Source organism: Dyadobacter linearis (assembly GCF_907165045.1).
In the GTDB taxonomy this organism is placed as follows: domain Bacteria; phylum Bacteroidota; class Bacteroidia; order Cytophagales; family Spirosomataceae; genus Dyadobacter; species Dyadobacter linearis.
The window spans coordinates 142218-168438 of the sequence record NZ_CAJRAU010000002.1; the positions used below are offsets into that span (position 1 = coordinate 142218).

Sequence of the window (26221 nt, forward strand, 5' to 3'; positions counted from 1 at the left end):
TATTTCAAGCAGGGATAAAGAAAAAGTTTCCGGCAGGTAACCCTTCTCTGATTGTGACAGGTTGCAGCGTTTCGCTTTGGAGATCGAATGTGAAGGAATTGTAGCCAATATTTTTCAGCAGCTCAAATACCTTGGTGCGGTTATCATTTTCCCATAGCTCTGCGTAAATAGTTGGTTTATTGCGTTTTAACACCTCAACCGAACCTCTCAAAACTTCCAGCTCGAAGTTTTCGACATCAATTTTGATCGCAGTGATATTGGTTTCGAAAGGATAAATGTGATCCAGTTTTTTCAAAGGAACATCGTAGATAACTCCTTTTTCGCCAGCGCCTTCTTCGTAAGCTTTGCTCAATCCCTGCATCCGGGAATTACCTCGCACCGGCATAATCATTTTCAAATTTCCGTCCTCACTTCCCAATGCAATATTGAAAAGCTTCACATTATTCAGTTTGAGATAATTAACAACCCTTTGCAGCGCAGAAAAATTTTCTGAAATAGGTTCGAAGGCGTGGATTTGTGCGCCCGGATGATGTTTGGCGAGCGGTGCAGCAGTAATACCGATATTCGCTCCAATGTCCAGAATGATGCCGTTCCCTTTGATGATTTTAATGAAATGCAAAAATTCTCGCTCGTACTTTCCGGCTTCAATAGTCCTGATCGAATACAGCGAAAACAGGAAAAGATAATTTTTGAAAGACAGCGTTTTCTGCAACAGGTAACGGATAAAATTTTTCATGGTAATAGGTAAAACTGGGAAATAAGATGTACTGCTCCTTTCGTAGAAATAGTTGCCACTCCTAAATTTAATACTTTTAGCACACGATTGCTACACGACTGACATTTCTTCCTTATTTTTACTAAAATGAACCAACCGGAGTTACGCTTTTGTGAACAATTTGTGACTGTATGTTTAATAAATTACTTAGCTTTTTAGTACTGATCAAATATGGTAATCTGCCGATAGAGCTCAGATACTTTTACAGACACACTTATTCCTGCCGGCTGAACCAGATCAGGTATTTTTTTAGGGATTATTTGTTTAAACCAAAATACAAAGAGCTGTCTTTTCAGGGTGAATTTGCTCCTGAATTACAATTTGTCCTTCCTTTTGCGTATTGGCATTTTAAAAATGGTACATTAAAAACGACCAGTGGTCCGAAGTTTACCAAAGAGCTTTATTTTTTCTCGCCGGAACATATTGAAGCATTTGATATTCGCACCGAAGAAGGCAATAAGAATTTCGAAATGCCGCGTATTTTGTACAGCCAGGACTATGATATGAAAAAGTGGCTGCCGGTACCTTTGAAAGCGCATTATAAGAATAATATTTATGTATACGATAAGCCCATTTTGATCGTCGCGAACCGGTATAATATGGAATGGGACGGTCCGCCGATTAGTTTTTACAGTATTGAATTGCTCACCTATATATTTGATAGTCTGTCTGACAAATACACGATCATTTACAACCGTCCGAGACCGCAGCATATCACGATGGATAACAGTGATATTTATGATCTGGACGAATATGATTGGCTGGAAAGGACTTATCCTGATGTGATTCTGATGGAAAATCTCTTCAAGGAAAATAAGGCAAATGCGAACAACTTCAATCACTTACAGCTCATCGTGTACGCAAATGCCAGCAAATTCATTTCCATTCACGGCGGTACGGCCACGTTGGCAAGTTATTTTGGCGGCACAAATCTGATCCTTTCCAAGAAGGGGCCGGAGCATCATTTCAAATGCTACGAAAAGTTGTACCCGCAACTTTCCGGCGCGAAAATCCTTCATGCGAAAACTGACGATGAAGTAAAGCAGTATGTAAATGAATACTTCGTCTGACGTACCATGAAACTGAAAGGAAAAGATATCATTGTATTTGGTTTACCACGGTTTGATTCCAAAATCGAATCGACCAATTACACCGTTGCAAAAATGCTCGCGCGGGAAAACCGGGTCTTTTATGTGGAGCATCCTTTCACGATCAAGGACTATATGCGGCTGCGAAAAGGACCCGAGATTGCGAAAAGGAAAGGCTACTTTGATGTAACAAATGATGCGGTGATTGATACGGATGTTGCTGATTTTAAAGTAATTGTCCCGCCAGTGTTACTTTCAATCAACTTTCTGCCGGAAGGAAAACTGTTTCGGACGCTGCTGAAAATCAATGAAGCATTGATCCGGGCGAAGCTGAAAAGGGTTATTAGGAAATACCAAATCAAGGATTTCATCTACATCAATTCCTTCAATTTCCATTACCCGAATCTGATTGAAGGATTAGCTCCGAAACTAACTGCCTACTATTGCGTAGATCCCATTGTGGTCCCGTTTGATGCGCGGCATGGAGGAATTTCAGAAAACGAACTGCTCAGAAAAAGTGACCTGGTATTCTGTACCAGCCGGCAACTGTATAACAACAGTAAGTTGCTGAATACCAATACATACTTTGTTCCAAATGCGGCGGATATCCGGCACAGTCAGAAAGCGCTGGATCCGGATTTGCCAGTTGCTTCGGTTTTGAAAGATATTCCTAAACCGGTAGTCGGCTACTTTGGAAATATCGAGCGGCGCATGGATTATGAGATGCTGGAAAAGATTATTCGCCAAAACCCCGACAAAAGTTTCGTTTTCGTCGGACCGCAGGATAGGTCTTATATTCCCGATTGGTTTTTCAATACTCCCCATGTTTACTCAACAGGCAGCGTTCCTTATTCCGAAATGCCTGCCGTGATCAAGGGTTTTGATGTAGCGTTGCTGCCTTTCAAGCGCGATGAAGTGAGCGCAACTATTTTTCCATTGAAACTTTTTGAATACCTGGGAGCAGGTAAGCCGCTGGTTTCCATTAATTTCAATGACGATCTAAGAGAATTCACAGGCGATTCCGTCGCTTTTTGCGCCGATGCAGATTCGTTTACCGAAGCGATCGAAGATGCGTTGCAAAACGACAATGAGGAAAAAAGGCAGCGCAGGATTCAGATTGCGACGGATAATACCTGGGAAAAAAGGGTAGACCAGATATCGGAACTGCTGGCTAATGCATTCAGCAATAAGTAATTCAGAGCTTTTCGATTTCCTTCGGCGCTTTTGAATGCAGGTTGAAGAACAGCCCTTTAATCTCTTTTACCACCCGTTTCGTAAAAAGACTAAAAAAGCTTCCGTCTCTTTTCAATGTGCGCGCGCCAGTCCATGCCCGAGCGCTGTTTGACTTTACCTGTTTGATTTTCCCGTAACTCATTAGTGCATAGGCCAATCGCCCATCTTCGCCCCGCACGTTTTTCATGACGAAGCCAATTTTCAATGCAAATTCACGCACAAATCCCATACTGATCCCATAAGTATTGAGGTAAGGGCGGTTGAGGTGGCGGTATTCGGCGATCACATCTTTGGCTGTTTCCAAAACCGACAGCTGCCAGCGCGAGTAGCCTTCTTCGCTGATAAATGAATACCGCCCGTAAACGCAAACTACGCTGGGCTGGGTAAGTACTTTCAGCATTTCGTCCATCCAGCAATTCGGGTAAAAACAATCGGCGTCGGCGAGGAGAATGTATTTGCCTTTTGCATTTTCCAGACCCAGTTGTCGCGCCGGGCCCGGTCCCTGAATGGGTTGAAAAACGGTTCTTACATGCAGGGAATCAATGGTTTGCTGCGTTTTGTCGGTCGAGTTATTGTTGACAACCAGAATTTCAAACGGGGTAGCAGCTGCCATCGCCGCTAACGTCGCTACGCATCTCAGCAGGTTGACTTCCTCATTCCAGGCCGCGATCATGACGGTCACGAGTGGGTCGGAAGACTGTTTTTGGTCCAGCCTCTGGTTTATTTCATCGAAAACAGTCGCCGGGATCTGCTCGAATGCAGTGTAGGGATAATTGTATTTTTCGAGCCAGTCCGGGTTTTTAAAAAATGACATTTGAATCGACTTATGATGTTGATCAGTATTGGAAATCAGGTTAGCCTCGGCTTGATGTATTTGACAAAAAACTCGGGATAAAACCGGTAAGCGTAAACAAAGGTGTTGAGAATGTTGACGTTAAGTATCCGGTTCAATATCGTTTGTGAGATTGCGAAATTGAAAATGTTGGAAATCAAAGTCGCATAAGCCGCTCCCATTACGCCCATTCTGGTGATCAAAATATAGTTAAGCCCAAGGTTGGTGATCGCGCTCAGGAGTACCAGTGAAAAGGTGATTTTCGGTCTGCCGATCGAATCGAGAATGGTACCGAATTGTCTTCCAAACGGGATTAGTACGCAATATAAAACGGTCACTTTCAGGATCGGAATCGTTTCAGTGTACTTGTCGCCGGCGATAAAACTCACCACAAAATCTGGAAAAAGGAACAGGAAAAGCAATGCCGGGATCAGTATGGCAAGAATGGTACCGACCGATTTTTCGTACAAATATTTAATAGCAGCTTCTCCCTCGGTAGCCAGCCGGCGCGCACTTTGCGGAAACACGATCACGGCAATCGCATTGGTGGGAATATCAACCAGGTTCATGATGCGAACTGCGATATTGAATGCACCAGAAGCCGCCGGCGAAAGCAGCGAACCGAGCATCATCTGGTCAATCGTACTCGAAAGAATGGAGCCTATTGACGTACCGAATGCATATTTGCCGTAATTCAATAGTTTCCTGACCCACTCTCCGGTTACTTGCAAAGTGAAATTCAGCAGGTCTTTTACAAAATAATATTCCAGTAAAATAGCCAGAAACAGCGCAACTGCCTGCACGTAAACGAGCTGTACCAGCTTGATCTGAAAATCAAAAATGAAGCAGAAAAGCAGAAAGCAAAAGAATACGCCGGATTTTAAGAAGTTCGTGAAGAAAATTCCATTGAACCGGAAATTGGCCTGTTCCATCCAGTGAAATTGTGACAGAATACCTGAAAACAGGTAGACAATGCTGTAAACCCAGAACAGCGGAATAATCTCCTCTGAATTCCAGATCCTGCCTAAATAAGTCGCAAGCAACAAGTTAACCAGAATGCAAAGCACGGTAAGCCCGCCGCTGAGTGCGAAAGAAGCGGAAAGGATCTTGTTATGTTCTTTGGCGTCACTGAACGAAAGATATTTGATCAATGCATTCTGTATCAGTCCGCTGCGTACCATTTCGAAAATGGTGGTAGTAGCCGCGAAAAGTGTCCACACACCGAATGAATGCTTGTCGAGCATTCTTACCAGCAAATAAAATCCACCAAAACCGAACAGTACGCCCGTCAGGTTTTGCAGGACATTGATAAATCCCGATTTCAGCCAATACTGGTCATTTCCATTTTTTTCACTTGCCATGGTACCGGCTGACGCTAGGAGGTCAGATAATCGTAATTAAATTTTACATGCCGGTACAAATGCCGCGACATGGTAACGAAAGGATTTTCAGTTTCCCGCCAGAAATTTCGTCTCACCGTGCTCGGTTCAGCAGAAGAGTTCACCTGGTCGAACAGGGTGGTATATTCCTCAAAAAACAGCCCCTTACCTTTGTTTTTCAAAACCGACATCATCATTTTGTACTCGGTCACTTCCACCTTCAAGCCTTCGGGGTAGCGGCCGAACCTTTGAAAAAAGGTGGTTCTGCGCAAATGCGGGTGGTCGCTGTAATAGTAAAATTTCTTGTAGCCGGGATTACCGATCTTGAAGATCATATCCGAAAATCCGTCTTTGTACGGTTTCAGATAAGGATATTTGAAATAGGCATAAAACCGGACAAAATCCAGCTCCTTCCGCTCCTGCATGAAACCAAAAGCTTTGGCGAGGTTTGCTGGAAAAATGGTTTGCGGCACAAAATCCTCCTGCACATACAAAGTATAAGGCGTGCCCACCGCGTCCTGGCCTTTATTGATATTATTCCCCAAACCCTTGTTCTTCGGCGTGGTTACCAGCTGAAAAGTGTATTTACTTTTGAGGGAATTGATATAGTCAATATGCTCCTGCTTGCTGCCGTCGTCGGACACAACTATATTTCCGAAACTGCAACCCAGATCGGCGAAGTTTTTCAATAGCCTTTCGAGCGAAGTGCTTCGGTTATAATGCGTTACGAGTAAAGTTATTTCATCAAAACTATGCATCTGAAAGTGTTCTATTTGAGATATCCCGAAACAATTTTTCTCAGTTTGTTATACGCTTTTCTGCTCAATCTTACCCAGTCCGGAACAGGTTTGTGATCTTTCCACGGCGTCATTCTCAGGTATTTGTAAAACTGGTCTTTGTAAGCCGGGTTACAATTGTAAGACTGGAATATCGGTTTGATATCGAGGTAGTGGATCAGCCAGGGATCTTCGATTTCGAGCACGGCGAAGGTATTCCAGCGCTGGTCCAAAATGACCCATTGATTTGCCAGAGCCACATTCAGACCATATTGATCGGGGAAACTGGCCGACGCGATGTTGTCAAAAATGGTCTGGATAATTTTGTTCGAAAGGTCGCCCGCTCTCCATTTGATAGGATCCAAAAGCAACATACCTGCATTGAAATAGGGCGTGTCGGGCGCGAAACCTAGCTCTTTATAGTTGGGAACACCACCCCATTCGCTGGCAAAAATCTTCGCAAGATCGGGCACTGCCGCAAAGAGTTTGTCGCCGAGGTCAATGTGCCAGAGTTTTGAGATATCCTCGATCAAAAGCATGTCCACATCCAGATAAAGCATTTTTGTAGTCTCTTTCGGGATGATATAAGGTGCAAAAAGCCGCAGGTAAGTAGTGATCGGGAATGCAGATTTATCTACCGGAATCTTCACATTAGGCGGAATTACATCATTGGTTTTATGCCAGTACATCGTCGTCACCGCCGGGTTACTGGACGCGAGTATCTTCTTTTTACTGGATGCTGAAATGCCGTCATCGATAATGTACAATGCGATTTTTTCGTGCGTCTTGTGATTCATCTCGATGGATTTGATCAGCGCGCCCAGCAGTATTGCGTAGTGGTTATCGGTAGCAACTACAATGGTAATCGTGTCTTTCATGCTCATACTTTCGATGTTATAATTCTGGCTGATTATTAGGGTGTTTTCAATTCGGGCGACGCTACATTTCTCGCTGCTTTCGGTTTCGACTTATACGCAAACCGCATTTCTATGTGCTTGTAAGTCCAGGCTGAGAAGATGTAAATGATCAGGAAATTCAGTATAAATAGGTAAGAATAAGCGGTTTCGGGAAATTTGAGTATTCTGATAAACGCGACGTTGAACAGGCTGATCATCAGCGCGTGGCACATATAAATAGAGTAGGAGTATCTGCCCAGATTATGGAGCAGCGGGATACTTTTCATCAAACCTGAAATGCGACCTTTCTCGAATGCAAAAATGTAGATCGAGACAAAAAATAATGCTTCGTAAACAAAACCGATCTCTTTCAAAACCTCTCCCCAGTTGATCATAACCACAATTGCGGCCACAGTTATTATTTCAAGGAATGTAAACAGTGTAGAAGGTAATGTGGAAACGTTGTTGTAAGTAAGCCGGAAGAAGTTCACGCAAATCGCGCCAAGGAAAAAGCCGATCGCGCCTCTCAAGAAACCATAATCGAAAGTAAAGTCGATCTTGAAACCGGTCTGAACAGAAATCAGCCAGATGCTTGCCAGAATCACTACCAGCGCATAAAACCAGTTTTTTATTTTACCCGCACCTAATATAAATACGCACAATGTGAGGAGTGCAAATACAATATAGGATACCATTTCCGCGCTGATGGACCAGCTTGGGATATTCCAGCTTACGTCTTTCGGGTCGAAAACGGGAGTGGAGTTGAGCAGAAAAAGGGAGGTAATGAAGGTGTAAATGTTGTTGTCGGGATCGTTCGGGTTGTTGACTTTCACGTAAGCTGTGATCATTTTCTTGCCGAATTCAATTATCACAAAAGCCAGCAGCATGAAAAGATGCAGCGGGTAGATCCGCAGAAAGCGTTTTTTGAGAAATAATTTCACTTCGCTGACAGAGGATATTGCCTGGTAACTGTATGCAATTACGAATCCGCTGAGCACGAAGAAAAAATCCACAAACATATCCGAGTTCGCGATGAAGCTGTTGTTGATGATCGGCGTCGCTGCGAATGGGGCCAGATGGAAAAGGAAAACCAATGACGCAAACAAGCCCCGGAAAATGTCAAGTACCTCAAACCTGTGCTTCATCGTCAGTTATTTTTCAAATTAAATACACAGCGGAACCGGTTTATCCCACGCTGGGCGTCGTATTCATATTCAAATTCGTCTGCTGCTTTGGCCAGGATCAGCAGGCCAAAATGTTCGTTCAGAGTAGCGGAGACCGGCGGTAATGCGCCGTCACCTATTTCTTTTACTGAAAAAACTGCATTCGTTTTACTGGTCGAAGTCAGCAAAAGCGACTCGACCCCATTCTGATAGATCTGAAAATTGACCGGCAGAACAGCTCCTTCCAGCGGCCAGCTAATGTGCTTCTGACCGTCGGGTTCTGCGAGTCTCAGCGGAAGTCCGACATCTTCTTTTTCCAGAATCAGACTTTTTGCGTCATTCTTAATGGAAAGGGTACATTCGTCAACCCCCGAATGCTTGATCGCATTGGTCAGCATTTCCGTTACCACCCATTTAAACCGCGACCTGATCTCAGGAGTAACTCCTCCGGAGATCATTTCATCGTTGCCCACATAATCCATACACCGGTTCAACATGTCTGAAATTTCCTGGCGACTGCATTTAAAAACTTTCTCAAACTTGTTATTCGGCTCCCTCATGCTCTGTTTTTAAACGTTTGACCACCGATTAACTTAGCGTTTCCATCGCCTGCTCGTGGTCCTTGAAAATCCGGAATACCTTGTCCATTCTGATCAGCGTCAACAGGTTATGTACATCAGGTTTCAGCGCGACCAGGTAAATATCGATGCTTCTTGGCAGTCCGTATTTGAGTGCGACCACCAGGCTTCCTAAAAATGAGCTGTCTATATAATTCACATTTTCAAAGCTCACCACGATCAGTTTTGCACCGTTCACCATCAGGGTGATCATTTCCTCTTTGAACTGGTCTGCATTGGTCAGGTTGGCTTCTACTGCCAAAATGGTGGCCTGAACAACGCCGTTGACTTCTTTTGTACTTAGGATCATAGTAACCTATTGTTTTTCAATAAAAATAATACTCGCGTCATCCAGCTGGTTGGAGTCGTCGATACCCGACAGTACGTACTTTTGGATCAGGTCAAAACTGTGCGACTGGCCTAAATAGGGCCGGATCTTTTCAACAAAAAATGGATAATCGCTTTTTTTAGAGTTTTTATCGGGAATGTCAATCATACCGTCGGTGAATATCGCGAGCTGATCTCCGGGCTGCATTTTCAGGACCTGTTTGTCATATAATCCTTCTTCCAGCAGGCCGAGCAAGAGACCGGAAGACTGGACTGTTGCTATGCGTTGGTTTGCGGTTTTGAAGCCGATCAGCGGAAGGTCACCCGCGCCGGTGTAATGCACTTCGCCGGTTTCACTGTCGAGCAGGATCAGCGAAAGGCTGGACAGGATGTTTTGAAGGCTTTCGTCGAGACAGATCAGTTTATTGATCTTTTGAACAATTTCATCCAGATCAAAGTCCTTGTCTAATACACAAAACCGGATCGCTGCACGGATATAGCTCAGGAAGCCGAAAGTGAAAAACCAGGCCTTCCACTTTTTTCCCATAATATCGCCCAGAAATGCGAAACAATAGCGATTATCGACACGGACAAAATCGATAAAATCGCCGCCTGGATAGCCCCGGTAGCCTTTATGCCAGAAATGGATCTTGAAGCCCGGCAGCTCCGGTGCGCTGGTCGGGATAGATTTCACATTCAATGCGTCGGCTGCAATTTTTAGCTCACGAACAGACCGCAAATGCTCGTTTTCAAGTGATTTAATAATATTATTCAGCTTGGAAACGATGACGGGAATCGGTGTTTCTTTATTGATGAAATCCAGCGCGTACATATTCAAACCTTCCAAAACGAGCGAATTGTCGGTGAAGGAGGTGAGGAATACGAAGGGTATCTCATTGATTTTGGGATTCATCAGCACCGCCTGGCGAAAGTGGAAACCATTCATGCCCGGCATATCGTAATCTGAAATGATCAGATCAGGTATTTCCACTGACAACAGGTCCAGTGCGCCGGGGCCGGAGTCGCAAAGCACGCATTCATAACCGGCTTTGCGCAGGGCCGACTCGATTACTCTGCCGAACAGCACGCTATCTTCCACCAAAAGGATCCTTTTTACACTGGTGGGCGGGTCGGGAAATGCGATCATTTCTTGTTAAAGTTTAAAACGATCAGGAGCACTCCACCGAAAATGATCAGCAACGAAACCAGGTCCATTACCGTGACGCCGTCCTGAGGCGTGAAATAAAATATGGTCGCAATTTCAAAACTCGCAGGAGCGGGCATAATGATCATTGCAAATCCGGTCGTGATCAGAATCACAGCCAGTATCAATATCACTCCTTTCTGAAGTCCTTTATTTGCCGGATGTCCGCTGCTGATCTTACTATCTATCTGATTTTCGGCCAGCAATTTTTCCAATCCTTCCAGGAGCTCTTCCCTTGAAAGTGAATTATCTTCGTCAAGTGCCCGGAAAGGCGCGATTTTCCTGCGCGTTTCCTCGGCGTTTTCAAATGCTTCCGAGATCTGCTCCTGATAAATCCTGGCCCGATGCGAATCCACAGGCGCTTGCCCGATCGCCTGAACCAGCTCCTGCACCTTACTCTCAAGCAATGTATTCTCCGATTGTTTTCTCGGGAAGATTTTAACGGGCCTGATTTCCAGCAGACGGGTAATTTTCACTAGTTCAGCGTTGATTAGGGATGCTTGGTTCTATGTGCGAATGCAGGTGTTTAGTTCAAAATACGCACATCAGCATTACAATTTGTTAAAGCTATATTTTTTATGCTAATTTTGAAATAGTTCTACAAAACAACGAAAATATTCCCTCATTCCGAACACTTTAAGAAGTCATTTTTTGAATGAAAACAGTTTCCATTGTGACGGTTAATTTTAACCAGCCTCAGGTTACCGAGGACCTGCTCAAATCGCTTCAAGAGGTTAATACTTACCGTGATCTGGAAATTATAGTGGTCGACAATGGCAGTCGGATTGACCCTGTTCCTGCCTGGGACGCGAAATACCCCGACATTAAGTTTATTAGGTCAGAAAAAAACACCGGTTTCGCAGGAGGAAATAATATCGGGATCGCACAAGCTACGGGTGATTTTTTGTTCCTGATCAATAACGATACGGAAGTTACACCCGATCTGATCGGCAAGCTGGTAGCTAAGTTAGAGGCGAATCCAAGAATCGGAATGATTTCTCCAAAGATCAACTATTTCGATACCCCCGAAATACTTCAATATACGGGTTATACCCCAATGAACTATTTGACGGCGCGTAATGCGGTGATCGGGCAGTTTGAAGAGGATAGGGGGCAATATGACTCGCTCAGCGGAGAGACGGGCTACGCGCACGGCGCAGCGATGATGATCCGGAGGGAAGCTTTGCAAAAGGCGGGATTAATGGCAGAAAATTATTTTCTCTATTATGAAGAACTGGACTGGTGCGAGCGCATCCGAAAGGCGGGTTACGAGATCCACGTCGACTTATCCGCGCTGATCTATCACAAGGAATCGGTTTCGGTGGGGAAGCGAACTGCGTTAAAGGAATATTTCATGAACAGGAATCGCATTTTGTTCATCCGAAAGAATGCACCTGGCGGTACCTTCTTCTTTTTCTGCTGCTACTTTCTGGCCACAGTCGCGCCCCGGAATATTTTTAAATATATCAAAAACAAGGAATACAGCTTCATCCCGGTGTTCCTGAAAGCTATTACCTGGCATTTAACTCACAAGGCGGACAGCGATGATCTCGGCTTTCCGCTTACCCGCTAATTTATGAAAATCCTCTTCTGGCTCAGTCTGTTCGTCGTTTTTTACACTTTTCTCGGCTACGGTATCGTGTTGTATATCCTTGTCCGGCTGAGGCGCATGATCAAGGGTAACCGGGTTATTCCCGGCCTGGACCACGAGCTGCCGACGTTAACATTAATCATCGCTGCCTATAATGAGGAAAGTATCATTGAAGAGAAAATTGCGAATACGCTGCAGCTTTCGTACCCTGCCGGCAAACTGAGCGTCGTATTCGTGACGGACGGATCCACGGACAGCACGCCGGAGCTCGTGCGGCATTATCCGGAGATCAAACTCATGCACACGCCGCAGCGTAGCGGGAAAATACTGGCAATGCACCGGGCAATGAAAGAAGTGGAGTCTGAAATCGTGGTTTTTACGGATGCGAATACTTTCCTGAATCAGGAAGCACTTTTGCTGATAGCCCGGCATTATGCAGATCCGAAAGTGGGGGCGGTATCGGGTGAAAAAAGGGTTATGCAGGAGGCGGTTGCAGATGCGACAGCTGGCGAAGGATTCTATTGGAAATACGAGTCTACATTGAAAAAGTGGGATTCTGAGCTGTATTCGGTGGTCGGGGCGGCGGGGGAGCTTTTCAGTGTCAGGAATTCACTTTATACGGACGTTGAGCCGGATACCATACTGGACGATTTTATGATCTCAATGCGCATTGCGCAGCAGGGGTACCGCATTATTTACGAGCCGGCCGCCTATGCATCGGAGCTTTCGTCGGAGGACATTAAGGAGGAATTAAAGAGAAAGGTACGTATTGCCGCAGGCGGGATCCAGTCGATTTTGAGACTTAAAAAACTATTGAATCCTTTTCACGACCCGCTGCTCTCATTTCAATATATCAGTCACCGCGTACTGCGCTGGACGATCACGCCGTTCCTGATGATGCTTGCTTTTGTGCTCAATATCGTAATTGTGGCGCAAACGGGCGGCTGGTTCTACGGACTGATTCTGGCTGCGCAGGTTGCATTTTACGGTGCTGCGTTGCTAGGCTGGTTGCTTGAAAAGCGCAGGATCAAGGTCAAGGCGCTGTTCGTTCCCTACTATTTTTGCGTGATGAATTACGCCGTGCTAGCCGGGATCAGGAGATATATCAAGGGATCACAAAGTGCCGCCTGGGACCGTTCCAAGCGGAAAAGTGCCAGTAATGCAGTTTGAAAGGGCAGTATTACATCAGCTTTAAACGCGCAGATTCGGTTTCAAGAATGGGAATGAAGATGTCAAGATCTTTGGAAATAGCGGTATACATTTCCATCAGCTCGCCTGCATCCGCTTCATCTTTGATCGCTTTTTCGAGCACTTCAACCCGCGGGCGGATACCGGTGAGGCCGGTCATGGTGAAGGAAGGTTTTAACCCGTGAACAATACTGGCCGATTCCTTTCTGTCGTCTCTGCTCAGTGCGTTTTCCAGAGCTCTCCATCGGGGGAGCGAGTCGCTTAAAAACGCATCAAAAATCATGTGCAGAATTACGGGATCTTCTCCATATGCCTGGTCAATATAAGCAATATCCAGGGCTGGATTTATTTGTAGGGCCATCGGTTTACGGTTAAAAGTCTTCCAGAAGTGAGTTATTTTATAAACAAAAAGGGAGCATTACACTCCCCCAAAGTAATTCCGCAAAACTATAACATTTATTCGGTTCCCTCTGCTTTTGGCTCTTCTTTTGCAGGCTCTTTCGCTTCTTCCTTAGCTTTCTTCTTGAAGTATCTGCGGAACAGGAAATTTGAGCGCAGCGCCTGCATATTCTCGTCAAGCTTTCCAGTGCTGCTTTCCAGATTTTGAATAGTTCCTTTCAGATTAGCCGCAGTCGCTTCGTCGTGCAGCAATATACCCAGCGGGCTTGTTTTATTAGAGTTTAACTCGGCACTCGCCGTTTTCAGGTTGTTGACCATTACATTGGCCGAACCTACTGTTTCATTCAACTGCGATATGGTGCCGCGCAGATCCCGCATGATCATCGTGTCGGTTGCGAAATCATTCGCGAGACCGCCTTTCTGGGTCAATTTTTGAGAATAACTCGAAAGCGAGGCGGTCATGGTTTGCGCATTCACGGAAGCTTTTTTGAGCGCAGCCAGCGTCTGGTCAACGTCGTTATAAAGTCTTTCATCATTCAAAAGCATCCCCACCGTTCCTTTTCCGGCCAGGATATTCCCACTGATGGTTTTAAAGGCACTGGTGATACCGAGCAGGTTTTTGTTGTTTTCTGATAAAACGGCCAGCATTTCTTCTGTACTTTCCATTTTTTCAACCACCAGCTCGTCACCGTCCTCGATAGAAGGTACTTTTTGGGTACCACCGTAGATTACAATGATCTTATTTCCGATCAATCCGTCGGTGCTGACTTTCGCTTTCGCGTTTTTCCGGATAAATTCCTGAGATTTTTCTTCGATATTGAGCATTACTTCTACCCTGGAATTTTCCAGGAAGCGGATCGTTTTCACAGTCCCGATCTTGACACCTGAGTACCAGATATTATTTCCAGGCTTCAATCCATTTACATCGTCAAATTTAGTTTTGACGGTTATTGTGGAAGAAAAAACCTTCTTCATGCTCCCGATTGTAAGAATACCTACAACGAAAATCACGATGCCGATGATGACAAAGAGACCTACTGTGACGGAGCGTTTTCTTGTTGATGTTTCCATTATTACTGAATAAAATTATAATCGTAAAAACTTTTGATTCTTTCTTCCTCTGTATTAAATACTTCCTCGAACGTACCCTGTTTCAGGAACTGACCGTCCAGCAGCATTGCAATTTTGTCGCCGGTAGCGCGGGCGCAGGTCAGGTCGTGGGTGATGATGATTGAGCTTGTGTGATATTTTTCCTTTACCTCGTTGATCAGTTCGTTGATTTCCAGGCAGGTAATGGGATCCAGACCGGCTGTGGGTTCATCATACAGCATAATCTCAGGCTGCAAAATGAGCGTTCGCGCAATACCGATCCGCTTGCGCTGGCCGCCCGAAAGTTCGGAAGGTACCTGGTTGATCGTTTGCAGCAGCCCAACCGCGTCAAGTACGGTTTCAACCTGTTCGTTGATTTCTGCGCGGGTCAGGTTAGCAACGTTCCGCACCAGCGGGAATTCCAGGTTTTCACGCACAGTCATACTATCGTACAAAGCGCTGTTCTGAAATGAGAACCCTATTTTCATCCTCAGGTCACGCAACTCTTTCTGGTTCAGGGTAGAAACTTCCTGACCTAGAACGAGGCAATCTCCGCGGTCCTGTTTCAATAGTCCGGCTATGATTTTAATCAATACGGATTTACCCGTACCTGAGCGACCCAATACCACCACATTCTCTCCCTTTTCGACTCTTAGGTCAACACCGCGAAGTACGTGCAGGCTTCCGAAGGATTTGTGCAGATCCTGTATATTGATTACCGGCGCTTCGGGCTGATTTACTTCTTCCATTTTATATCCTGAAATAATTAGATACCTGAACTATGATCACTTCCTCGATAAAAATGAGGAACATGGAGATAACAACGGCAGAGTTAGCAGCTTTTCCAACCCCCTCAGTGCCTTTGCTGGCATTGTATCCCTGGTAACATCCTACAATACCGATCGTAAATCCGTAAGCGATAGACTTGGCAAGTGAAGTGAAAATGTCAAGAAATGTGATTTGCTCAAATGCGCTCTCAAAGAAGGCGATAAAGCTGGTCCCTTCGTTGAGGGTTACATTTAAAAAAGCCCCTAGCAAGCTCACCGCCGTACAATAGAACATCAAAATCGGGATAGCAATCGTGGAGGCGAGTACCCTGGTTACGACCAGAAACTTGAACGGATTTACAGCGGAAACTTCCATCGCATCGATCTGCTCCGTTACGCGCATGGAGCCCAGTTCTGCGCCGATACTTGATCCGATCTTCCCCGCACTGATCAGGGCTGTTACCAATGCAGCAAGTGCACGGACGATCGCAATTGCGACCAGTGAAGGCAGCCAGGATACGGCACCAAATTCGGCGAGTGAGGGCCGGGATTGTTTTGTAAATACCATTCCGGTAATAAAACCCGTCATTCCGATCAGCAACAGTGACTTGTTCCCGATCGCGTAACATTGTTTTACGATTTCCTGGAATTCCATTCTTCCCTTGAATACTTCCCGGAAAAATCTCAGAAAGAATACGTAGCCATTGTAAACTGCCAGGAAGGCCGAGTCCAATCTTCTGGTGTAAACGTGTTCTCTTTTCTTAGCGCTCATTCAAATTTTGGCAAAGTGATTTTTTAATTATTGCTTCCTTTCAGACGCTCTGCGGGAGTAATGCTTTGTTTCCCGGCAACGTCTGTTCCTCAAACCACCTCATCCTATACGCATTCATTGCTGTTTTTCCCAGCTTGTCCAGCAAACGGTAGTTGACGATCAGCCCAACCGCGGCTCCGATGCCGGGGATCAGCTGCGCCATTTTAGCAAGATCAATATAGTCGCGGTATTCCTGTTGAAACGTTTTCCAATCAAATTGGTGAATATCTTCGGGCAGGTCCTGACTTTTCAACTGCCAATCCTTCATTTTCAAAAAAACCTCCTGCCGCTGTTTCTGGCTGGAAAAGGTCAGTTGAAAAATATGTAGTATAAAAAGTCGCTCGCGGTAATCGTTCACCGGGCGGCCGTAAATAGCTGCTATCTCAAAAAGTAATTTCAGCTTGATACCAATCAGGATCGGAAACTCGGCCAGTGCCAGAAGAAAACCGCCGGCACCTGTGATCCCGCCCTCGGCTGCGCCAGCTCTTTTGTAAAATAGTATTCTTTTCCGGGCCGCTTCCTCGATATCTTCCAGGGAATGCCGGGCCGGGGTAATGGATGTTGTGAATTCTGCACCGGTAAGCACTGCACGCGTCATTTGCTTGATCGTCGTCGTGATCGCCTGGTGTACTTTATCGGGAATAATGCTGTTGACCTTATCCTGCACCGCCTTCGAAGTCCTATCGACAAAGTTGGGCCGCTTTTGCATCTTTTGCTGCCATTTCAACAGTTCTTGCCGCGTATTTTCCTCGTAAGTGGTCAAATGCATATCGGTCAGAATAAAGAATCAGGAAGGATAATGTAACTTTTACAGATCAGGTTTACCACTTGATCACAAAAATCATTCCAACTGAACCTTAATCGGTCTTTTTTCTGATCTTCTCTTCCGCCAGTTCCAGGTCTTCCTTGTCCGCTTCCGGCTCTTCCTGCTGCTTTTCAGCGATTGCTTCGTATTGCAGTGAGATCAGAATCGGGAAATGATCGGAATTGAAATTTTCCAGCCTTTTCAAATGATTTAATTTAAAATCCGTCGAGCAGAAAACGTGGTCGAGGGGAAACCTCAGGAAGGGATACTTAGCATGAAATGTATTAAAAAAGCCGCGTCCCAGCCTTGGATCAAGCAACCCACTGATTCTGGTAAAGAGCTGCGTGGTGTAAGACCAGGCCACATCGTTCAGGTCGCCGACGACGATCGTGGGTATCTGGCATTCCTTCACTTCTTTGGCTACCAGCAGCAATTCCTTATCCCGCTCGGTCGAATAAATATTTTCTCCGGGAACGGGCGGAGTAGGGTGTACGCAATGCAGCTGGAAGGTTTTGCCGGACGCAAGTTCCACACACGTTTTGATAGAAGGGATCTCTTCGTCGACCAGGTAACGTACCTCCGTATCTTTCAGTTTTAGCTTGGAATAAAGGAGCATTCCGTACGTGTTTTCCAGCGGAACCAGCGCCTGATGCGGATAAGTTTCCTTCAATTCTTCCACACCTTTATGCCAGTACTGGTCTGTTTCAAGAAGCAGTACGATCTCAGGATCATACTTTTTGATCAGCGCCAGGCAGCCGGCCGTGTTTTTATTATCCTGAAATACATTGGACGAAATAATGCTTACCGTATTTTCAGGATCACTCTTCGTTGCCCGCAGCATAGCGCGCTTCGCAAGAAACGTGAACGGGAAGATCTGATAGCATAAATAGGCTGTACTAAGGGACAGAACTATAACAAAGCCGATCTCGAAATTCGAGGATATCCTGAATAGAAAGCAGTATAATATTAAAACCAAAACATTCAGAAAAAGCTTCTGAAGCCTGGGGTATTCGAACACGCGGAAAGCCCAGAAATCGTTTCTAATGAGCGGAATAACTGAAAAAAGAACGATCAGCCCGCCGGCGATTTCCAAACCCGTTTTAAGAGAATGCATATTTAATTTAATTCACGATGGTAAGTATATGTCGATTAACGCACCAGTATCTTACCGGACCATTCCTGTTCTCCCGATCTGAATCTGATCACATGAATCCCTTCCCGAAATGCTGGCAGGTCCATACTCACTTCCCCCTCATCTTTTACCTGTATTTCCGAAATGGTCTGTCCGTCCAAAGATAAGACCGAAAGTTGTCCCGACACAGGCTTTCTAAATCTCACCTGTACCTTCTGGTTATTGATTGCTGGATTAGGAAATACTGAAAATAACGCGCCAAGTACTTTTTCCACACCCAGCACAACAGGCATATTAATGCTTGCGTAACCGAAATCGGCTGATTCAGAGAGCTTTCCGATTCCTTTCAATCTGTACGTAACGGTATCGGCCGGCTGGGGTTCGTCTACAAATTGGGTATCTGCTGAATCCAGGCTGGCAATTTTAATAAATGTTGACTCATCTGAATATCTTCTTTCAAGTACATATTGATTCGCACCCGCCAGTATCTGCCAGCTGAGTTTTACCTTCGTATCGTTCTCTTTTGCGGCGGTTAAGGTCGGTGCGGCCAATGCGGTACCGATCGGCACATTGTAAAAAGTCATCGCGCGCATTCCCTTACTATTCTTAATATACGGACCTGTAAAAGGATAATAGGGGCCGCCCTCAGGTACGTACATCGGCAGGTAATTAATGATCCCTGAGTTTTGCGGGCTCGTCAGTTCGAGCAATATCTTGTTTCCGTCGGCCTTGCCCGAGGCTACCTTGCCAGATTCCCAGTCGAGGAAGAAAAAATCCTTCATACCCAACGTTACCCCCGAAGGTGTACGGTAAGGTTCCGGGTACACCAGCGACTGGCCTTCGTCAAATACCAGTACCAGCTGCTTTTTTTCGGCATTTTTAAAAAATACCTTTTTGAGTAAAGGCGAAAGGATATTAGAGGTATCTGTTGAATTGTAAAAGTCTTTGAGCATGATCCTGGAAAGCTCGAAGCCATTTTGCTTGTTCCCTTCTCGCCCGTAATGCAAGCCGTCAAATTCGGCGGTGCCCACGGTTGCGAGTGAAGTCACATCGGGATATATTTCCGAAAGCCGCCGCTGATAGTCACGTACTTCTGCGCCGATGGGTGAGGGATAAAAGATAATGTCTATCTGGTACACGTAAATTCTGGCCAGGTTAGCAAAGTCCTGTTTTACGAGTTTGCGAAGCTGGGCAAAGTTTGACGGCCAGTCTGAGCCTTCATGGTAAGCCTCCGTTTCACCCTGGCGGAAAATATATGCTTTCACGGCATCGGCTGCACCGGCTTTCTGAACGCGGTAAAGCATTCGGCCGTAACCGGTATTCAGGTCAGTAGGATTTGCTTCGTTTCTTTTCGTGTGATCAAAAGCGGAAGACCAGTGAAATCCGGCATTGATGAGGCAATTTGGAATCCCGGATTGCTGAGTAAGCTGCTTTTGAATCTCAAAACCCATCGAACCCACATTCGTCCTGAAACTGTCATCATTAGAAAATGCCCATAATGTATCAGCTGGGTTGTAAGGATTGGTATTGAGGTTTTCCGTGATTTTTCCAAATGTCCTGCAAAACCGGGAAGTATCCTGTTCAGTAAAAAATCCGGTGGAATTCGATTGTCCCGACAAGACAAAAAAGTCCCCGCTGACCACATCTTTCCTCGTCACTACCAGTACCGAGTCGCTTCCTTTCACTACGTAAACTTTGAAATCATAACCCGCAAGCTCTGCTTTGATCTTCGCCTCGGTTGCAAATCTTCCTAATCCGGACTGGTAAGTAAGATTTGCCTTCAGATATTTAAATGGAGCATTATTTCTGGTGATCTGAACAGATATATAGTTCCAGTCCGGCGCCTCAACAATCCCGGAGATCGGGACAATTCCCTCACTTTTTTCGTCACGCGGATAAAGCTGAAAATCCTGGGGAAGCTTTTCAAAAACGACAGAATTGAACCGCTGCGCCTGAACAGGAACCGAAATGCAGATTACAAAAAGTAGGGTTACCGAATTTTTTAACAGCCGGTGCATGCAGCTGGTGACAGGTATTAATGCCTTCATTTTACGCAGATGCTTTTTCGCAACAACAATTACTTTATCTGAACAGGTTTTACACCTTCAAATGTGATTTTGACTGGATTGATCAAACCCTTGCTGTCAAAGGTCATTACGTCAATACACGTTTCTCGGTGATTTCCGTCGGTTTCAGTTAACGGTCTTCTGTGGTAAACTATGTACCATTCGTCTTTGCCAGGTACCTGGATCACCGAGTGGTGGCCAGCGCCGGTAGCTACTTTGGGGTCCTGCTGCAAAATTTTGTCAACACGCTCGAAAGGTCCGAAAGGAGAGTCGGCAATAGCGTAGGCAACAGAGTAATTCGGACCTGTCCAGCCGCCTTCTGACCACATAAAATAATATTTGCCATTTCTGATAAACATAAATGGGCCTTCCACGTAGCCTTTTGGGGTGATCTCGCGGAAAATGGTGCCGTCTTCAAAAGGAATAAAGCCTGTAAAGTCCGGTTTGAGCTTGGCTACATTGCAATGTTTCCAACCGCCGTAAAAGAGATAGTATTGTCCGTCTTTATCTTTGAACACAAACTGGTCGATCGGCTGGGCTCCGTTGTGAAATTTATCGATCAGCGGTTTGCCGAGGTGATCGCGGTAGGGACCTTCGGGCTTATCGGCCACAGCCACTCCGATTCCGCCTTTTTCGCTGTCGCTCTGAATATCGTTTGCGCCGAAGAAGAAATAGTATTTTTTGTCTTTTTCAATAATGGAAGGCGCCCACATCGCGCGCTTTGCCCATTTTATGGAACTGGTATCGAGGATATTCTCATGCTTTTTCCAATTGACAAGGTCTTTGGAAGAGAATGCGTCGAAATGCACCTGCTTTTCATAAGGCGCGGAAAAGGTAGGGTATATCCAGTAAGTTTTGTCGAAAATGATTCCTTCGGGGTCTGCGTACCAGCCTTTAAATACAGGGTTACCGGATGTTTTTTTAGCAGACTGAGCAAATAGGGGATTGGTAAAAACGCAGATCAGAAGCAGGAAAAGGTATTTATTCATAGTGGGATAAATCGAGCTAATATTTGAACCTGGGTAAAGTTCTAAATTTTTGCTCAGATTAATATGCTTCTCCCGCTCCTCCGCCACCAAAATTTCCTTCTCCAAACTGAATTCCGTTCTCCTGGGGAGCCTGGCCAAGTACCTCTGCGGCCACAATCGCTTCGAGGTAAGCAAACTTCCGTTTCGCCTCCGGCTCGTCAGAAATGCCCTTTTTCGGGTTTTTTAAATACCTGATTGCAAGTACCGCGACTATGATCAGAAAAGTGCCTGCCAGTGTAAGTTCTTGTGAGATTGTTAGTTGAAGAAAATAGGTACGGTAGGTTACAATGGACGCGCCAAGTGCCAGTAAGCCGGTTACAAATAAAACCCTGTTGTACTTTTTCAGTCCCAGGCAGATATATGCTATTGGAATTGCAGCTGTGAAGAAGTAGAACAGATATGCAAATGCGACCTGTGTTGATGCGGGCAGATCATTTAGCAATGCATTTCCTTCTCTCACGACAAAGTAATTACCAGCCAGGTAAAGGGTCGCGAGTGAAAGCACTTCCAGTATCTGCTGGCATTTGTGGTAATAAATACTGGTACTGCGACTGACCAGCATGTAGCTCAGAAATGAAAATATCATAAACGCGAAAGGTAGCAGTGCCTTACCCAATGCAGATTCAGTGAGGATCAGTGCGATGAGCGCCGCGGCTGTGAAGTAGGTGACGGCGGCAAGCAGCAAATCTGCGTAGCGCAATAATGCCGGAACCAGAATAAATAGCGACAAAAAGCAGTAGAGCCACGGCCTTTCACCCTCAATAATCAGGAAAAAAGAGCTTATAACCGCCCCGACTGCCGCGTAAAGTAATGCATTATCAATGCCGGAATGGAACAATTTCCGGTCCCGGATCACAAATTCCAGCGCAGCCAGAAAAGCGATCGCGCAGATGATGGAGAATATGCCGAATGCCCCATCGGAGAAACCATCCAGAAAGAAAAGGGAAAGGAAACCTGCAAAAAAGGAACAGGCGATTGATGCAAAGAAAAATAATCCGATCGTCACAAATATGCCGGGACGATAAAAATGCTCAGGGAAAGCTTTCTGGATTTGGGCTTCCTGTTCGGTTGTTAGCAGATTTTTAGAAACCCAGCCTGCGGCAGTTTCCCGAATATAAAGATTGGTAACCCAGGTATTATTGTAAGCCTTTATCATCTCTTGATACCCAGGAATTTTTTGTATTTGAGCAAAAACAAAATAACACCGATGCTTGAAAACGTAAAATACAGGGTAGCGAGCGTCATAGCAAGCGCCTCACCCAAAAGCTTGGCCAACATATAGGAAACAATGATATATGCCGTCACAACGCCCATTAACAGAAAAACGAGTGACTGGGAGCGGCGGGCGGTTAATATATAGAAAACTGAGAACAGTAGTCCCGCAAACTGAAATACGATCTGCGGCTCGCCTCTGAATGAGCCGATCAGGGAAGCAATCAGGGCGAGGTTTCCCCCCAGAAAGAGATAGGTAAATGAAAAATGCTTTTTGATTTCTTTTGAATCGCTCAGCCAGCCCGTCAAAGCCAGCAAAGTGCCGAGAATAATCGCCGACCAGACCAGTTTTTGGTCGGTAAAATCATTTTTCGTAAGAACCGAAAGCGGCGCGATCGTGAGGCCCACCCAAGAAGCAAGCCCTGTAATCGCCATGGAAAGTACGCCCGTGTGGTCAAAACGATAAGCGCTGAAAAAGAACAGGATAGTGGGTATCAGGACCGCCAGGCCATATTTAATTCCGAAAATTTCATATTGAAATTGCAAATAGCCTTCGAGCGCGAGAAATGTAGTGCAGCCGAGGAGGAGCACGTAGCTGGCAAATTTGTTAGTGTTTTTTAATTCGGAATGCTGATAGGGTAGGCTGTTTCTGAATACGTACCAGAAACAAACGATCGTCAGAATTGCAATGGCGGCGATAATAGCCTGATGACCAATTGTGTCAATGTTTTCGTAGATCAACACTCCAATGCCAGAGCTGAACAAGAGAATGCCCAGAAAAAGAATCGACCTGAGCTCCCAGTGCACCGAAAACGCCTTATTCGTTTCAAATGAACGGATCGCCTCCGCCTGGTGACCGGAAATGATCTTTTTGTTAATCAGCTCTTTGAGGATACTTTGCGTTGTCATTCAGATAGGGACAGAAAGGTAAATTAGCAACTTTGAGAATCGTATTCTGCTAATACTCCTGCTATTTATTCATCGGCCGAAAAGTAATGCTCACGTGCCGCTTTTTAGAAACGCAAGGTAAAGTCTTCTTTGGCTTGTCCGGTACGAAAAAATACAAGTCCGATCCAGAAAAGGTCTACCGTAAGCGTGACTTTCGGGTGCGATTTGATTTGCTCCCAAGCCTGAGTCATTTCCTTCGACCAATATATGTCGTCGAAAATGAATACCGAATTCTCCTGAATATGCGGCAGGCAATCCTCAAAATAGCGCACAGTTGGCTCGTAACGATGATTTGCGTCGAAATAGGCGAAATCCAGCGGTTGATCGAGCTGGGCAAGTCTGGCGGGAAGTGTCTGATCTATATTGCCAACTACTACTTCTATATTTTCTGCTCCCAGCCGCGTAAAATGCGTTTCTGCTTTCGCGGCAGTTTGCGGGCAGCCTTCAAAACTGATGATGTCGGCGGCAGGATTTGCTTTCGAGAAATAAAGTGTAGTAAGTCCGAGTGAAGTACCCAGCTCGATCACCGTTTCCGGTTGAAAACGCTGCACAAGCCGGTAAAAAAGTTTTCCAAACTTCTCGGGCTTCTCTGCGTTTTTTGCTATCGTGCCTATTTTTCGCTGGTTGGATTTGTTGACCCGCGACCCGGCACCCAGATCAAGAATTTCGATGATCTCTTTAGAAGAAAGCAATTCTTTTCTCAGCTTTTTAATTTCCGCGTAATCTGCGTGCTGGTCTTTTACATTGATAACCTGATTATACAGGTCAAACAGAAACGGAGAATGGATCGAATGTTGGTTTCCGGACCTGAGCAGATACTTTAAATACGCGGCAATCAAATGAATGGGGGTTTTTCGGAGGTATCGGCAGGTATTCCCGACGATTTTAATTTAAACGATATGGGGCGACCAATGAAAATGCCGGAATCACAACCCGGAACTGACGCCCGTCCAGTACCCGCTCCATTAAATAGGTACCCGACATTTTGCCGAGATCCGTTTTAAGGTTGCAACCCGAGACGTAATCGTGTACATCGCCAGGTTCCAGGATCGGTTGAAGTCCGACAATACCGGCTCCTTCCACCTCACGCACAGTTGCATTTGCATCGTGGATCAGCCAGTGCCTGCGCAAAAGCTTCACGGTATGTTCGCTGTGGTTTTCAATTAATATCTTGTAAGTGAACACGTAATGGTCCTGCCCCGGATTGGAATAGTCCGGTTGATATTCTGTCAAAACGGTGACTTTCACACCATCTGTCACTTTGGAAACCATATGGATTGAGGGTGTTGGTAAATAAATCGTACCCGGCATTACTTCCACTTAAACGAAAATAGCAATCAATTACTGATAAAACCAAATCAAAAACATATAATTTGGCCCAAAAATCAAAGACCTGATATGGATGTAAAGATAGAGCAATCGTGGAAAGAGAAACTGGCACCGGAATTTGAAAAGCCCTATTTCGAAGCATTAACGACATTTGTCAAAGAGGAATATAAAACCAAACAAATTTATCCTCCGGCAAAGCAAATATTTAACGCATTCAATTACTGCACTTTTGACGATTGCCGCGTGGTTATACTTGGTCAGGATCCTTACCACGGGCCCGGACAGGCAAATGGGCTTTCATTTTCGGTCAATGACGGGGTTCGTATGCCGCCTTCACTGAACAATATTTTTAAGGAGATTCAGCAGGATCTGGGGAAGCCATTTCCGCAGTCCGGGAATCTGGAAAGGTGGGCAAAGCAGGGTGTACTATTGCTGAATGCAACGTTGACTGTACAGGGCGGGTTGGCAGGTTCTCACCAGAATAAGGGCTGGGAGCGTTTCACTGATGCTGTTATTAAATGCGTGTCGGATCATAAGGAAGATGTTGTTTATATGCTTTGGGGCAGGTATGCGCAGGAAAAGGGAGTGATTATCAATGCAAATAAAAATCTGATACTTAAAGCAAAACATCCTTCACCAATGTCCGCTAACAACGGCGGCTGGTTCGGGACGGGGCATTTCAGCAAGGCAAATGAATTTTTGACAAGTAAGGGATTAGAACCAATTAACTGGTAAAAAAAGAGAGCCGGGAAACCCGACTCTCTTTCAAATTTTCACTCCTATTACTATTTTTTTATTTCTGAATGTCGGAATTCATTTCCAGCACCTTATCCCAATTTGCTTCATTGGTTTTGATGAACTCCTTGCGGTCTGAGTTCAGTGCATATTGCTGTGCACCTTCATCCGTGCGGAAAGTCAGATAATGGATCACATCAAATTCGTTTGCACTTCCTTCTGACTTCTGCACACGACCTGCCGAATAGGCAACCAGATCTTTGATCGACGTTTTCATGGAAGCAAAGTCACGCAAGTGTTTCTCCATATCCTCGGCAGTAGCTCCTTCTTTAAATTTAATGCATACCACTTTCTGCGTCTCAGCTGGTTTGTGCGGCACATAAGCGCCGTAGATTACCAGCATGAATACGCAAAGCGCGAAGACTGGTACCAGATATCCTAATGTTTTATTTCTCGTTTTCATTTGTAGCAATTCAAAATTCTTAAATCTTGTTTGTGCTACAAAGGTAAAACATTCTTCAAGTATTGTATTATTTGGATATTAAATATAACTTATGTTGAAATATTGCAAATTTAAGAAAGATCAGCAAGCAAAATCTCATTGTCGCAAAATATAATTTGGTAATCACTATTTGAATAAATGTATAACGAATCGGTTACCACGCGCTGGAATGGGCTTTTAGAGTTCTGAAATATGCATTTTTCCAAAAACTGAGTTTGAGAACAATTGAAAGATGTGACCAGAATGTGCAAGAGGCGTCTAAATAGGTTTAAGAAGGTTTATAATCTATTCCCAAATTATGTATGGTCTCACATTGTGCTCCTAAAAAA

28 protein-coding genes are annotated in these 26221 nt (G+C 45.1%); 5 read left to right on the forward strand and 23 right to left on the reverse strand.

Features of this window, described 5'->3' with window-relative positions; translation table 11 throughout:
• Positions 1–4 precede the first annotated feature (4 nt).
• Entirely contained in the window at positions 5–736 is a 732-nt protein-coding gene (locus KOD92_RS06680; protein ID WP_215232777.1) for an FkbM family methyltransferase, read from the reverse strand.
• A 170-nt stretch (positions 737–906) separates the two neighbouring features.
• On the opposite strand from KOD92_RS06680, the gene KOD92_RS06685 reads away from it, so the two are divergent.
• Complete coding sequence (locus tag KOD92_RS06685; protein ID WP_215232778.1) at positions 907–1845, forward strand: hypothetical protein; 939 nt, start codon at positions 907–909, stop codon at positions 1843–1845.
• Between the two features lie 6 nt (positions 1846–1851).
• Entirely contained in the window at positions 1852–3057 is a 1206-nt protein-coding gene (locus KOD92_RS06690) for a glycosyltransferase family protein (protein ID WP_215232779.1), read from the forward strand.
• Between the two features lies 1 nt (position 3058).
• Here the strand turns inward: KOD92_RS06690 and KOD92_RS06695 are convergent, their stop codons facing one another.
• The 9 genes from KOD92_RS06695 to KOD92_RS06735 are packed head-to-tail and all read right to left on the reverse strand — an operon-like array spanning position 3059 to position 10766.
• A complete protein-coding gene (locus tag KOD92_RS06695) occupies positions 3059–3910 on the reverse strand; it encodes a glycosyltransferase family 2 protein (protein ID WP_215232780.1) in 852 nt (283 codons plus the stop codon).
• A gap of 35 nt (positions 3911–3945) precedes the next feature.
• Complete coding sequence (locus tag KOD92_RS06700; protein WP_215232781.1) at positions 3946–5289, reverse strand: flippase; 1344 nt, start codon at positions 5287–5289, stop codon at positions 3946–3948.
• A gap of 14 nt (positions 5290–5303) precedes the next feature.
• Positions 5304–6065 carry a glycosyltransferase family 2 protein gene (locus KOD92_RS06705; protein ID WP_215232782.1) on the reverse strand — a complete coding sequence of 254 codons (762 nt, stop codon included), beginning with the start codon at positions 6063–6065 and terminating at the stop codon, positions 5304–5306.
• Positions 6066–6076: 11 nt separating this feature from the next.
• Positions 6077–6967 (reverse strand): glycosyltransferase family 8 protein, encoded by an 891-nt coding sequence (locus tag KOD92_RS06710; protein WP_215232783.1) that lies wholly within the window; start codon positions 6965–6967, stop codon positions 6077–6079.
• A gap of 29 nt (positions 6968–6996) precedes the next feature.
• Positions 6997–8124, reverse strand: coding sequence for an acyltransferase family protein (locus tag KOD92_RS06715; protein ID WP_215232784.1), 1128 nt, complete (start codon positions 8122–8124; stop codon positions 6997–6999).
• 2 nt (positions 8125–8126) lie between these two features.
• Positions 8127–8702, reverse strand: coding sequence for an anti-sigma regulatory factor (locus KOD92_RS06720; protein ID WP_215232785.1), 576 nt, complete (start codon positions 8700–8702; stop codon positions 8127–8129).
• Between the two features lie 28 nt (positions 8703–8730).
• Positions 8731–9069, reverse strand: a complete 339-nt coding sequence (locus KOD92_RS06725) for an STAS domain-containing protein (RefSeq protein WP_215232786.1) — start codon at positions 9067–9069, stop codon at positions 8731–8733.
• A gap of 6 nt (positions 9070–9075) precedes the next feature.
• Complete coding sequence (locus KOD92_RS06730; protein ID WP_215232787.1) at positions 9076–10233, reverse strand: response regulator; 1158 nt, start codon at positions 10231–10233, stop codon at positions 9076–9078.
• On the reverse strand, positions 10230–10766 hold the full coding sequence (locus tag KOD92_RS06735; protein ID WP_215232788.1) for a hypothetical protein: 537 nt from the start codon (positions 10764–10766) through the stop codon (positions 10230–10232). The genes KOD92_RS06730 and KOD92_RS06735 overlap by 4 nt, the downstream gene beginning before the upstream one ends.
• Before the next feature lie 179 nt (positions 10767–10945).
• Between KOD92_RS06735 and KOD92_RS06740 the strand changes: the two genes are divergently transcribed.
• Both KOD92_RS06740 and KOD92_RS06745 read left to right on the forward strand, forming a co-directional pair.
• Complete coding sequence (locus KOD92_RS06740; RefSeq protein WP_215232789.1) at positions 10946–11863, forward strand: glycosyltransferase family 2 protein; 918 nt, start codon at positions 10946–10948, stop codon at positions 11861–11863.
• 3 nt (positions 11864–11866) lie between these two features.
• Positions 11867–13051 carry a glycosyltransferase family 2 protein gene (locus KOD92_RS06745; RefSeq protein WP_215232790.1) on the forward strand — a complete coding sequence of 395 codons (1185 nt, stop codon included), beginning with the start codon at positions 11867–11869 and terminating at the stop codon, positions 13049–13051.
• Positions 13052–13061: 10 nt separating this feature from the next.
• Here KOD92_RS06745 and KOD92_RS06750 read toward each other — a convergent pair whose 3' ends face one another.
• The 12 genes from KOD92_RS06750 to apaG all read right to left on the reverse strand — a co-directional run bounded on the left by KOD92_RS06750 (position 13062) and on the right by apaG (position 24598).
• Positions 13062–13430 (reverse strand): Hpt domain-containing protein, encoded by a 369-nt coding sequence (locus tag KOD92_RS06750; protein WP_215232791.1) that lies wholly within the window; start codon positions 13428–13430, stop codon positions 13062–13064.
• A gap of 95 nt (positions 13431–13525) precedes the next feature.
• Complete coding sequence (locus KOD92_RS06755; protein ID WP_215232792.1) at positions 13526–14539, reverse strand: MlaD family protein; 1014 nt, start codon at positions 14537–14539, stop codon at positions 13526–13528.
• A gap of 2 nt (positions 14540–14541) precedes the next feature.
• A complete protein-coding gene (locus KOD92_RS06760) occupies positions 14542–15306 on the reverse strand; it encodes an ABC transporter ATP-binding protein (protein WP_215232793.1) in 765 nt (254 codons plus the stop codon).
• Position 15307: 1 nt separating this feature from the next.
• Entirely contained in the window at positions 15308–16096 is a 789-nt protein-coding gene (locus tag KOD92_RS06765) for an MlaE family ABC transporter permease (RefSeq protein ID WP_215232794.1), read from the reverse strand.
• 40 nt (positions 16097–16136) lie between these two features.
• The gene (locus tag KOD92_RS06770) at positions 16137–16898 is read right to left on the reverse strand and encodes an EcsC family protein (RefSeq protein ID WP_406566163.1); all 762 of its coding nucleotides are present in this window, start codon (positions 16896–16898) and stop codon (positions 16137–16139) included.
• 94 nt (positions 16899–16992) lie between these two features.
• Positions 16993–18054: an endonuclease/exonuclease/phosphatase family protein gene (locus KOD92_RS06775; RefSeq protein ID WP_215232796.1), complete on the reverse strand. Its 1062-nt coding sequence runs from the start codon at positions 18052–18054 to the stop codon at positions 16993–16995.
• Between the two features lie 35 nt (positions 18055–18089).
• On the reverse strand, positions 18090–20120 hold the full coding sequence (locus KOD92_RS06780) for a sialate O-acetylesterase (RefSeq protein WP_215232797.1): 2031 nt from the start codon (positions 20118–20120) through the stop codon (positions 18090–18092).
• A 29-nt stretch (positions 20121–20149) separates the two neighbouring features.
• Positions 20150–21127, reverse strand: coding sequence for a glycoside hydrolase family 43 protein (locus KOD92_RS06785; RefSeq protein WP_215232798.1), 978 nt, complete (start codon positions 21125–21127; stop codon positions 20150–20152).
• A gap of 58 nt (positions 21128–21185) precedes the next feature.
• Positions 21186–22322: a hypothetical protein gene (locus KOD92_RS06790; protein WP_215232799.1), complete on the reverse strand. Its 1137-nt coding sequence runs from the start codon at positions 22320–22322 to the stop codon at positions 21186–21188.
• Positions 22319–23287 carry a DUF2157 domain-containing protein gene (locus KOD92_RS06795; RefSeq protein ID WP_215232800.1) on the reverse strand — a complete coding sequence of 323 codons (969 nt, stop codon included), beginning with the start codon at positions 23285–23287 and terminating at the stop codon, positions 22319–22321. Before KOD92_RS06795 ends, KOD92_RS06790 begins: the two co-directional genes overlap by 4 nt.
• 104 nt (positions 23288–23391) lie before the next feature.
• The gene (locus tag KOD92_RS06800) at positions 23392–24165 is read right to left on the reverse strand and encodes an O-methyltransferase (protein ID WP_215232801.1); all 774 of its coding nucleotides are present in this window, start codon (positions 24163–24165) and stop codon (positions 23392–23394) included.
• A 46-nt stretch (positions 24166–24211) separates the two neighbouring features.
• Positions 24212–24598: a Co2+/Mg2+ efflux protein ApaG gene (gene apaG / locus KOD92_RS06805; RefSeq protein WP_215232802.1), complete on the reverse strand. Its 387-nt coding sequence runs from the start codon at positions 24596–24598 to the stop codon at positions 24212–24214.
• 126 nt (positions 24599–24724) lie between these two features.
• On the opposite strand from apaG, the gene ung reads away from it, so the two are divergent.
• The gene (gene ung / locus KOD92_RS06810; RefSeq protein WP_215232803.1) at positions 24725–25390 is read left to right on the forward strand and encodes a uracil-DNA glycosylase; all 666 of its coding nucleotides are present in this window, start codon (positions 24725–24727) and stop codon (positions 25388–25390) included.
• Between the two features lie 58 nt (positions 25391–25448).
• Here the strand turns inward: ung and KOD92_RS06815 are convergent, their stop codons facing one another.
• Positions 25449–25853, reverse strand: a complete 405-nt coding sequence (locus KOD92_RS06815) for a Dabb family protein (protein ID WP_215232804.1) — start codon at positions 25851–25853, stop codon at positions 25449–25451.
• Positions 25854–26221: the final 368 nt, after the last annotated feature.

What these genes read in the sequence shown, in the direction of transcription:
- ung (WP_215232803.1), top strand. Translation starts at nt 24,725, where the DNA reads ATGGATGTAAAGATAGAGCAATCGTGGAAAGAGAAACTGGCACCGGAA.
- KOD92_RS06720 (WP_215232785.1), bottom strand. Translation starts at nt 8,702, where the DNA reads ATGAGGGAGCCGAATAACAAGTTTGAGAAAGTTTTTAAATGCAGTCGC.
- KOD92_RS06775 (WP_215232796.1), bottom strand. Translation starts at nt 18,054, where the DNA reads ATGCATTCTCTTAAAACGGGTTTGGAAATCGCCGGCGGGCTGATCGTT.
- KOD92_RS06685 (WP_215232778.1), top strand. Translation starts at nt 907, where the DNA reads ATGTTTAATAAATTACTTAGCTTTTTAGTACTGATCAAATATGGTAAT.
- KOD92_RS06750 (WP_215232791.1), bottom strand. Translation starts at nt 13,430, where the DNA reads ATGGCCCTACAAATAAATCCAGCCCTGGATATTGCTTATATTGACCAG.
- KOD92_RS06725 (WP_215232786.1), bottom strand. Translation starts at nt 9,069, where the DNA reads ATGATCCTAAGTACAAAAGAAGTCAACGGCGTTGTTCAGGCCACCATT.
- KOD92_RS06715 (WP_215232784.1), bottom strand. Translation starts at nt 8,124, where the DNA reads ATGAAGCACAGGTTTGAGGTACTTGACATTTTCCGGGGCTTGTTTGCG.
- KOD92_RS06705 (WP_215232782.1), bottom strand. Translation starts at nt 6,065, where the DNA reads ATGCATAGTTTTGATGAAATAACTTTACTCGTAACGCATTATAACCGA.
- KOD92_RS06680 (WP_215232777.1), bottom strand. Translation starts at nt 736, where the DNA reads ATGAAAAATTTTATCCGTTACCTGTTGCAGAAAACGCTGTCTTTCAAA.
- KOD92_RS06765 (WP_215232794.1), bottom strand. Translation starts at nt 16,096, where the DNA reads ATGAGCGCTAAGAAAAGAGAACACGTTTACACCAGAAGATTGGACTCG.
- KOD92_RS06710 (WP_215232783.1), bottom strand. Translation starts at nt 6,967, where the DNA reads ATGAGCATGAAAGACACGATTACCATTGTAGTTGCTACCGATAACCAC.
- KOD92_RS06740 (WP_215232789.1), top strand. Translation starts at nt 10,946, where the DNA reads ATGAAAACAGTTTCCATTGTGACGGTTAATTTTAACCAGCCTCAGGTT.
- KOD92_RS06795 (WP_215232800.1), bottom strand. Translation starts at nt 23,287, where the DNA reads ATGACAACGCAAAGTATCCTCAAAGAGCTGATTAACAAAAAGATCATT.
- KOD92_RS06790 (WP_215232799.1), bottom strand. Translation starts at nt 22,322, where the DNA reads ATGATAAAGGCTTACAATAATACCTGGGTTACCAATCTTTATATTCGG.
- KOD92_RS06730 (WP_215232787.1), bottom strand. Translation starts at nt 10,233, where the DNA reads ATGATCGCATTTCCCGACCCGCCCACCAGTGTAAAAAGGATCCTTTTG.
- KOD92_RS06745 (WP_215232790.1), top strand. Translation starts at nt 11,867, where the DNA reads ATGAAAATCCTCTTCTGGCTCAGTCTGTTCGTCGTTTTTTACACTTTT.
- KOD92_RS06690 (WP_215232779.1), top strand. Translation starts at nt 1,852, where the DNA reads ATGAAACTGAAAGGAAAAGATATCATTGTATTTGGTTTACCACGGTTT.
- KOD92_RS06785 (WP_215232798.1), bottom strand. Translation starts at nt 21,127, where the DNA reads ATGAATAAATACCTTTTCCTGCTTCTGATCTGCGTTTTTACCAATCCC.
- apaG (WP_215232802.1), bottom strand. Translation starts at nt 24,598, where the DNA reads ATGGTTTCCAAAGTGACAGATGGTGTGAAAGTCACCGTTTTGACAGAA.
- KOD92_RS06815 (WP_215232804.1), bottom strand. Translation starts at nt 25,853, where the DNA reads ATGAAAACGAGAAATAAAACATTAGGATATCTGGTACCAGTCTTCGCG.
- KOD92_RS06695 (WP_215232780.1), bottom strand. Translation starts at nt 3,910, where the DNA reads ATGTCATTTTTTAAAAACCCGGACTGGCTCGAAAAATACAATTATCCC.
- KOD92_RS06700 (WP_215232781.1), bottom strand. Translation starts at nt 5,289, where the DNA reads ATGGCAAGTGAAAAAAATGGAAATGACCAGTATTGGCTGAAATCGGGA.
- KOD92_RS06755 (WP_215232792.1), bottom strand. Translation starts at nt 14,539, where the DNA reads ATGGAAACATCAACAAGAAAACGCTCCGTCACAGTAGGTCTCTTTGTC.
- KOD92_RS06780 (WP_215232797.1), bottom strand. Translation starts at nt 20,120, where the DNA reads ATGAAGGCATTAATACCTGTCACCAGCTGCATGCACCGGCTGTTAAAA.
- KOD92_RS06760 (WP_215232793.1), bottom strand. Translation starts at nt 15,306, where the DNA reads ATGGAAGAAGTAAATCAGCCCGAAGCGCCGGTAATCAATATACAGGAT.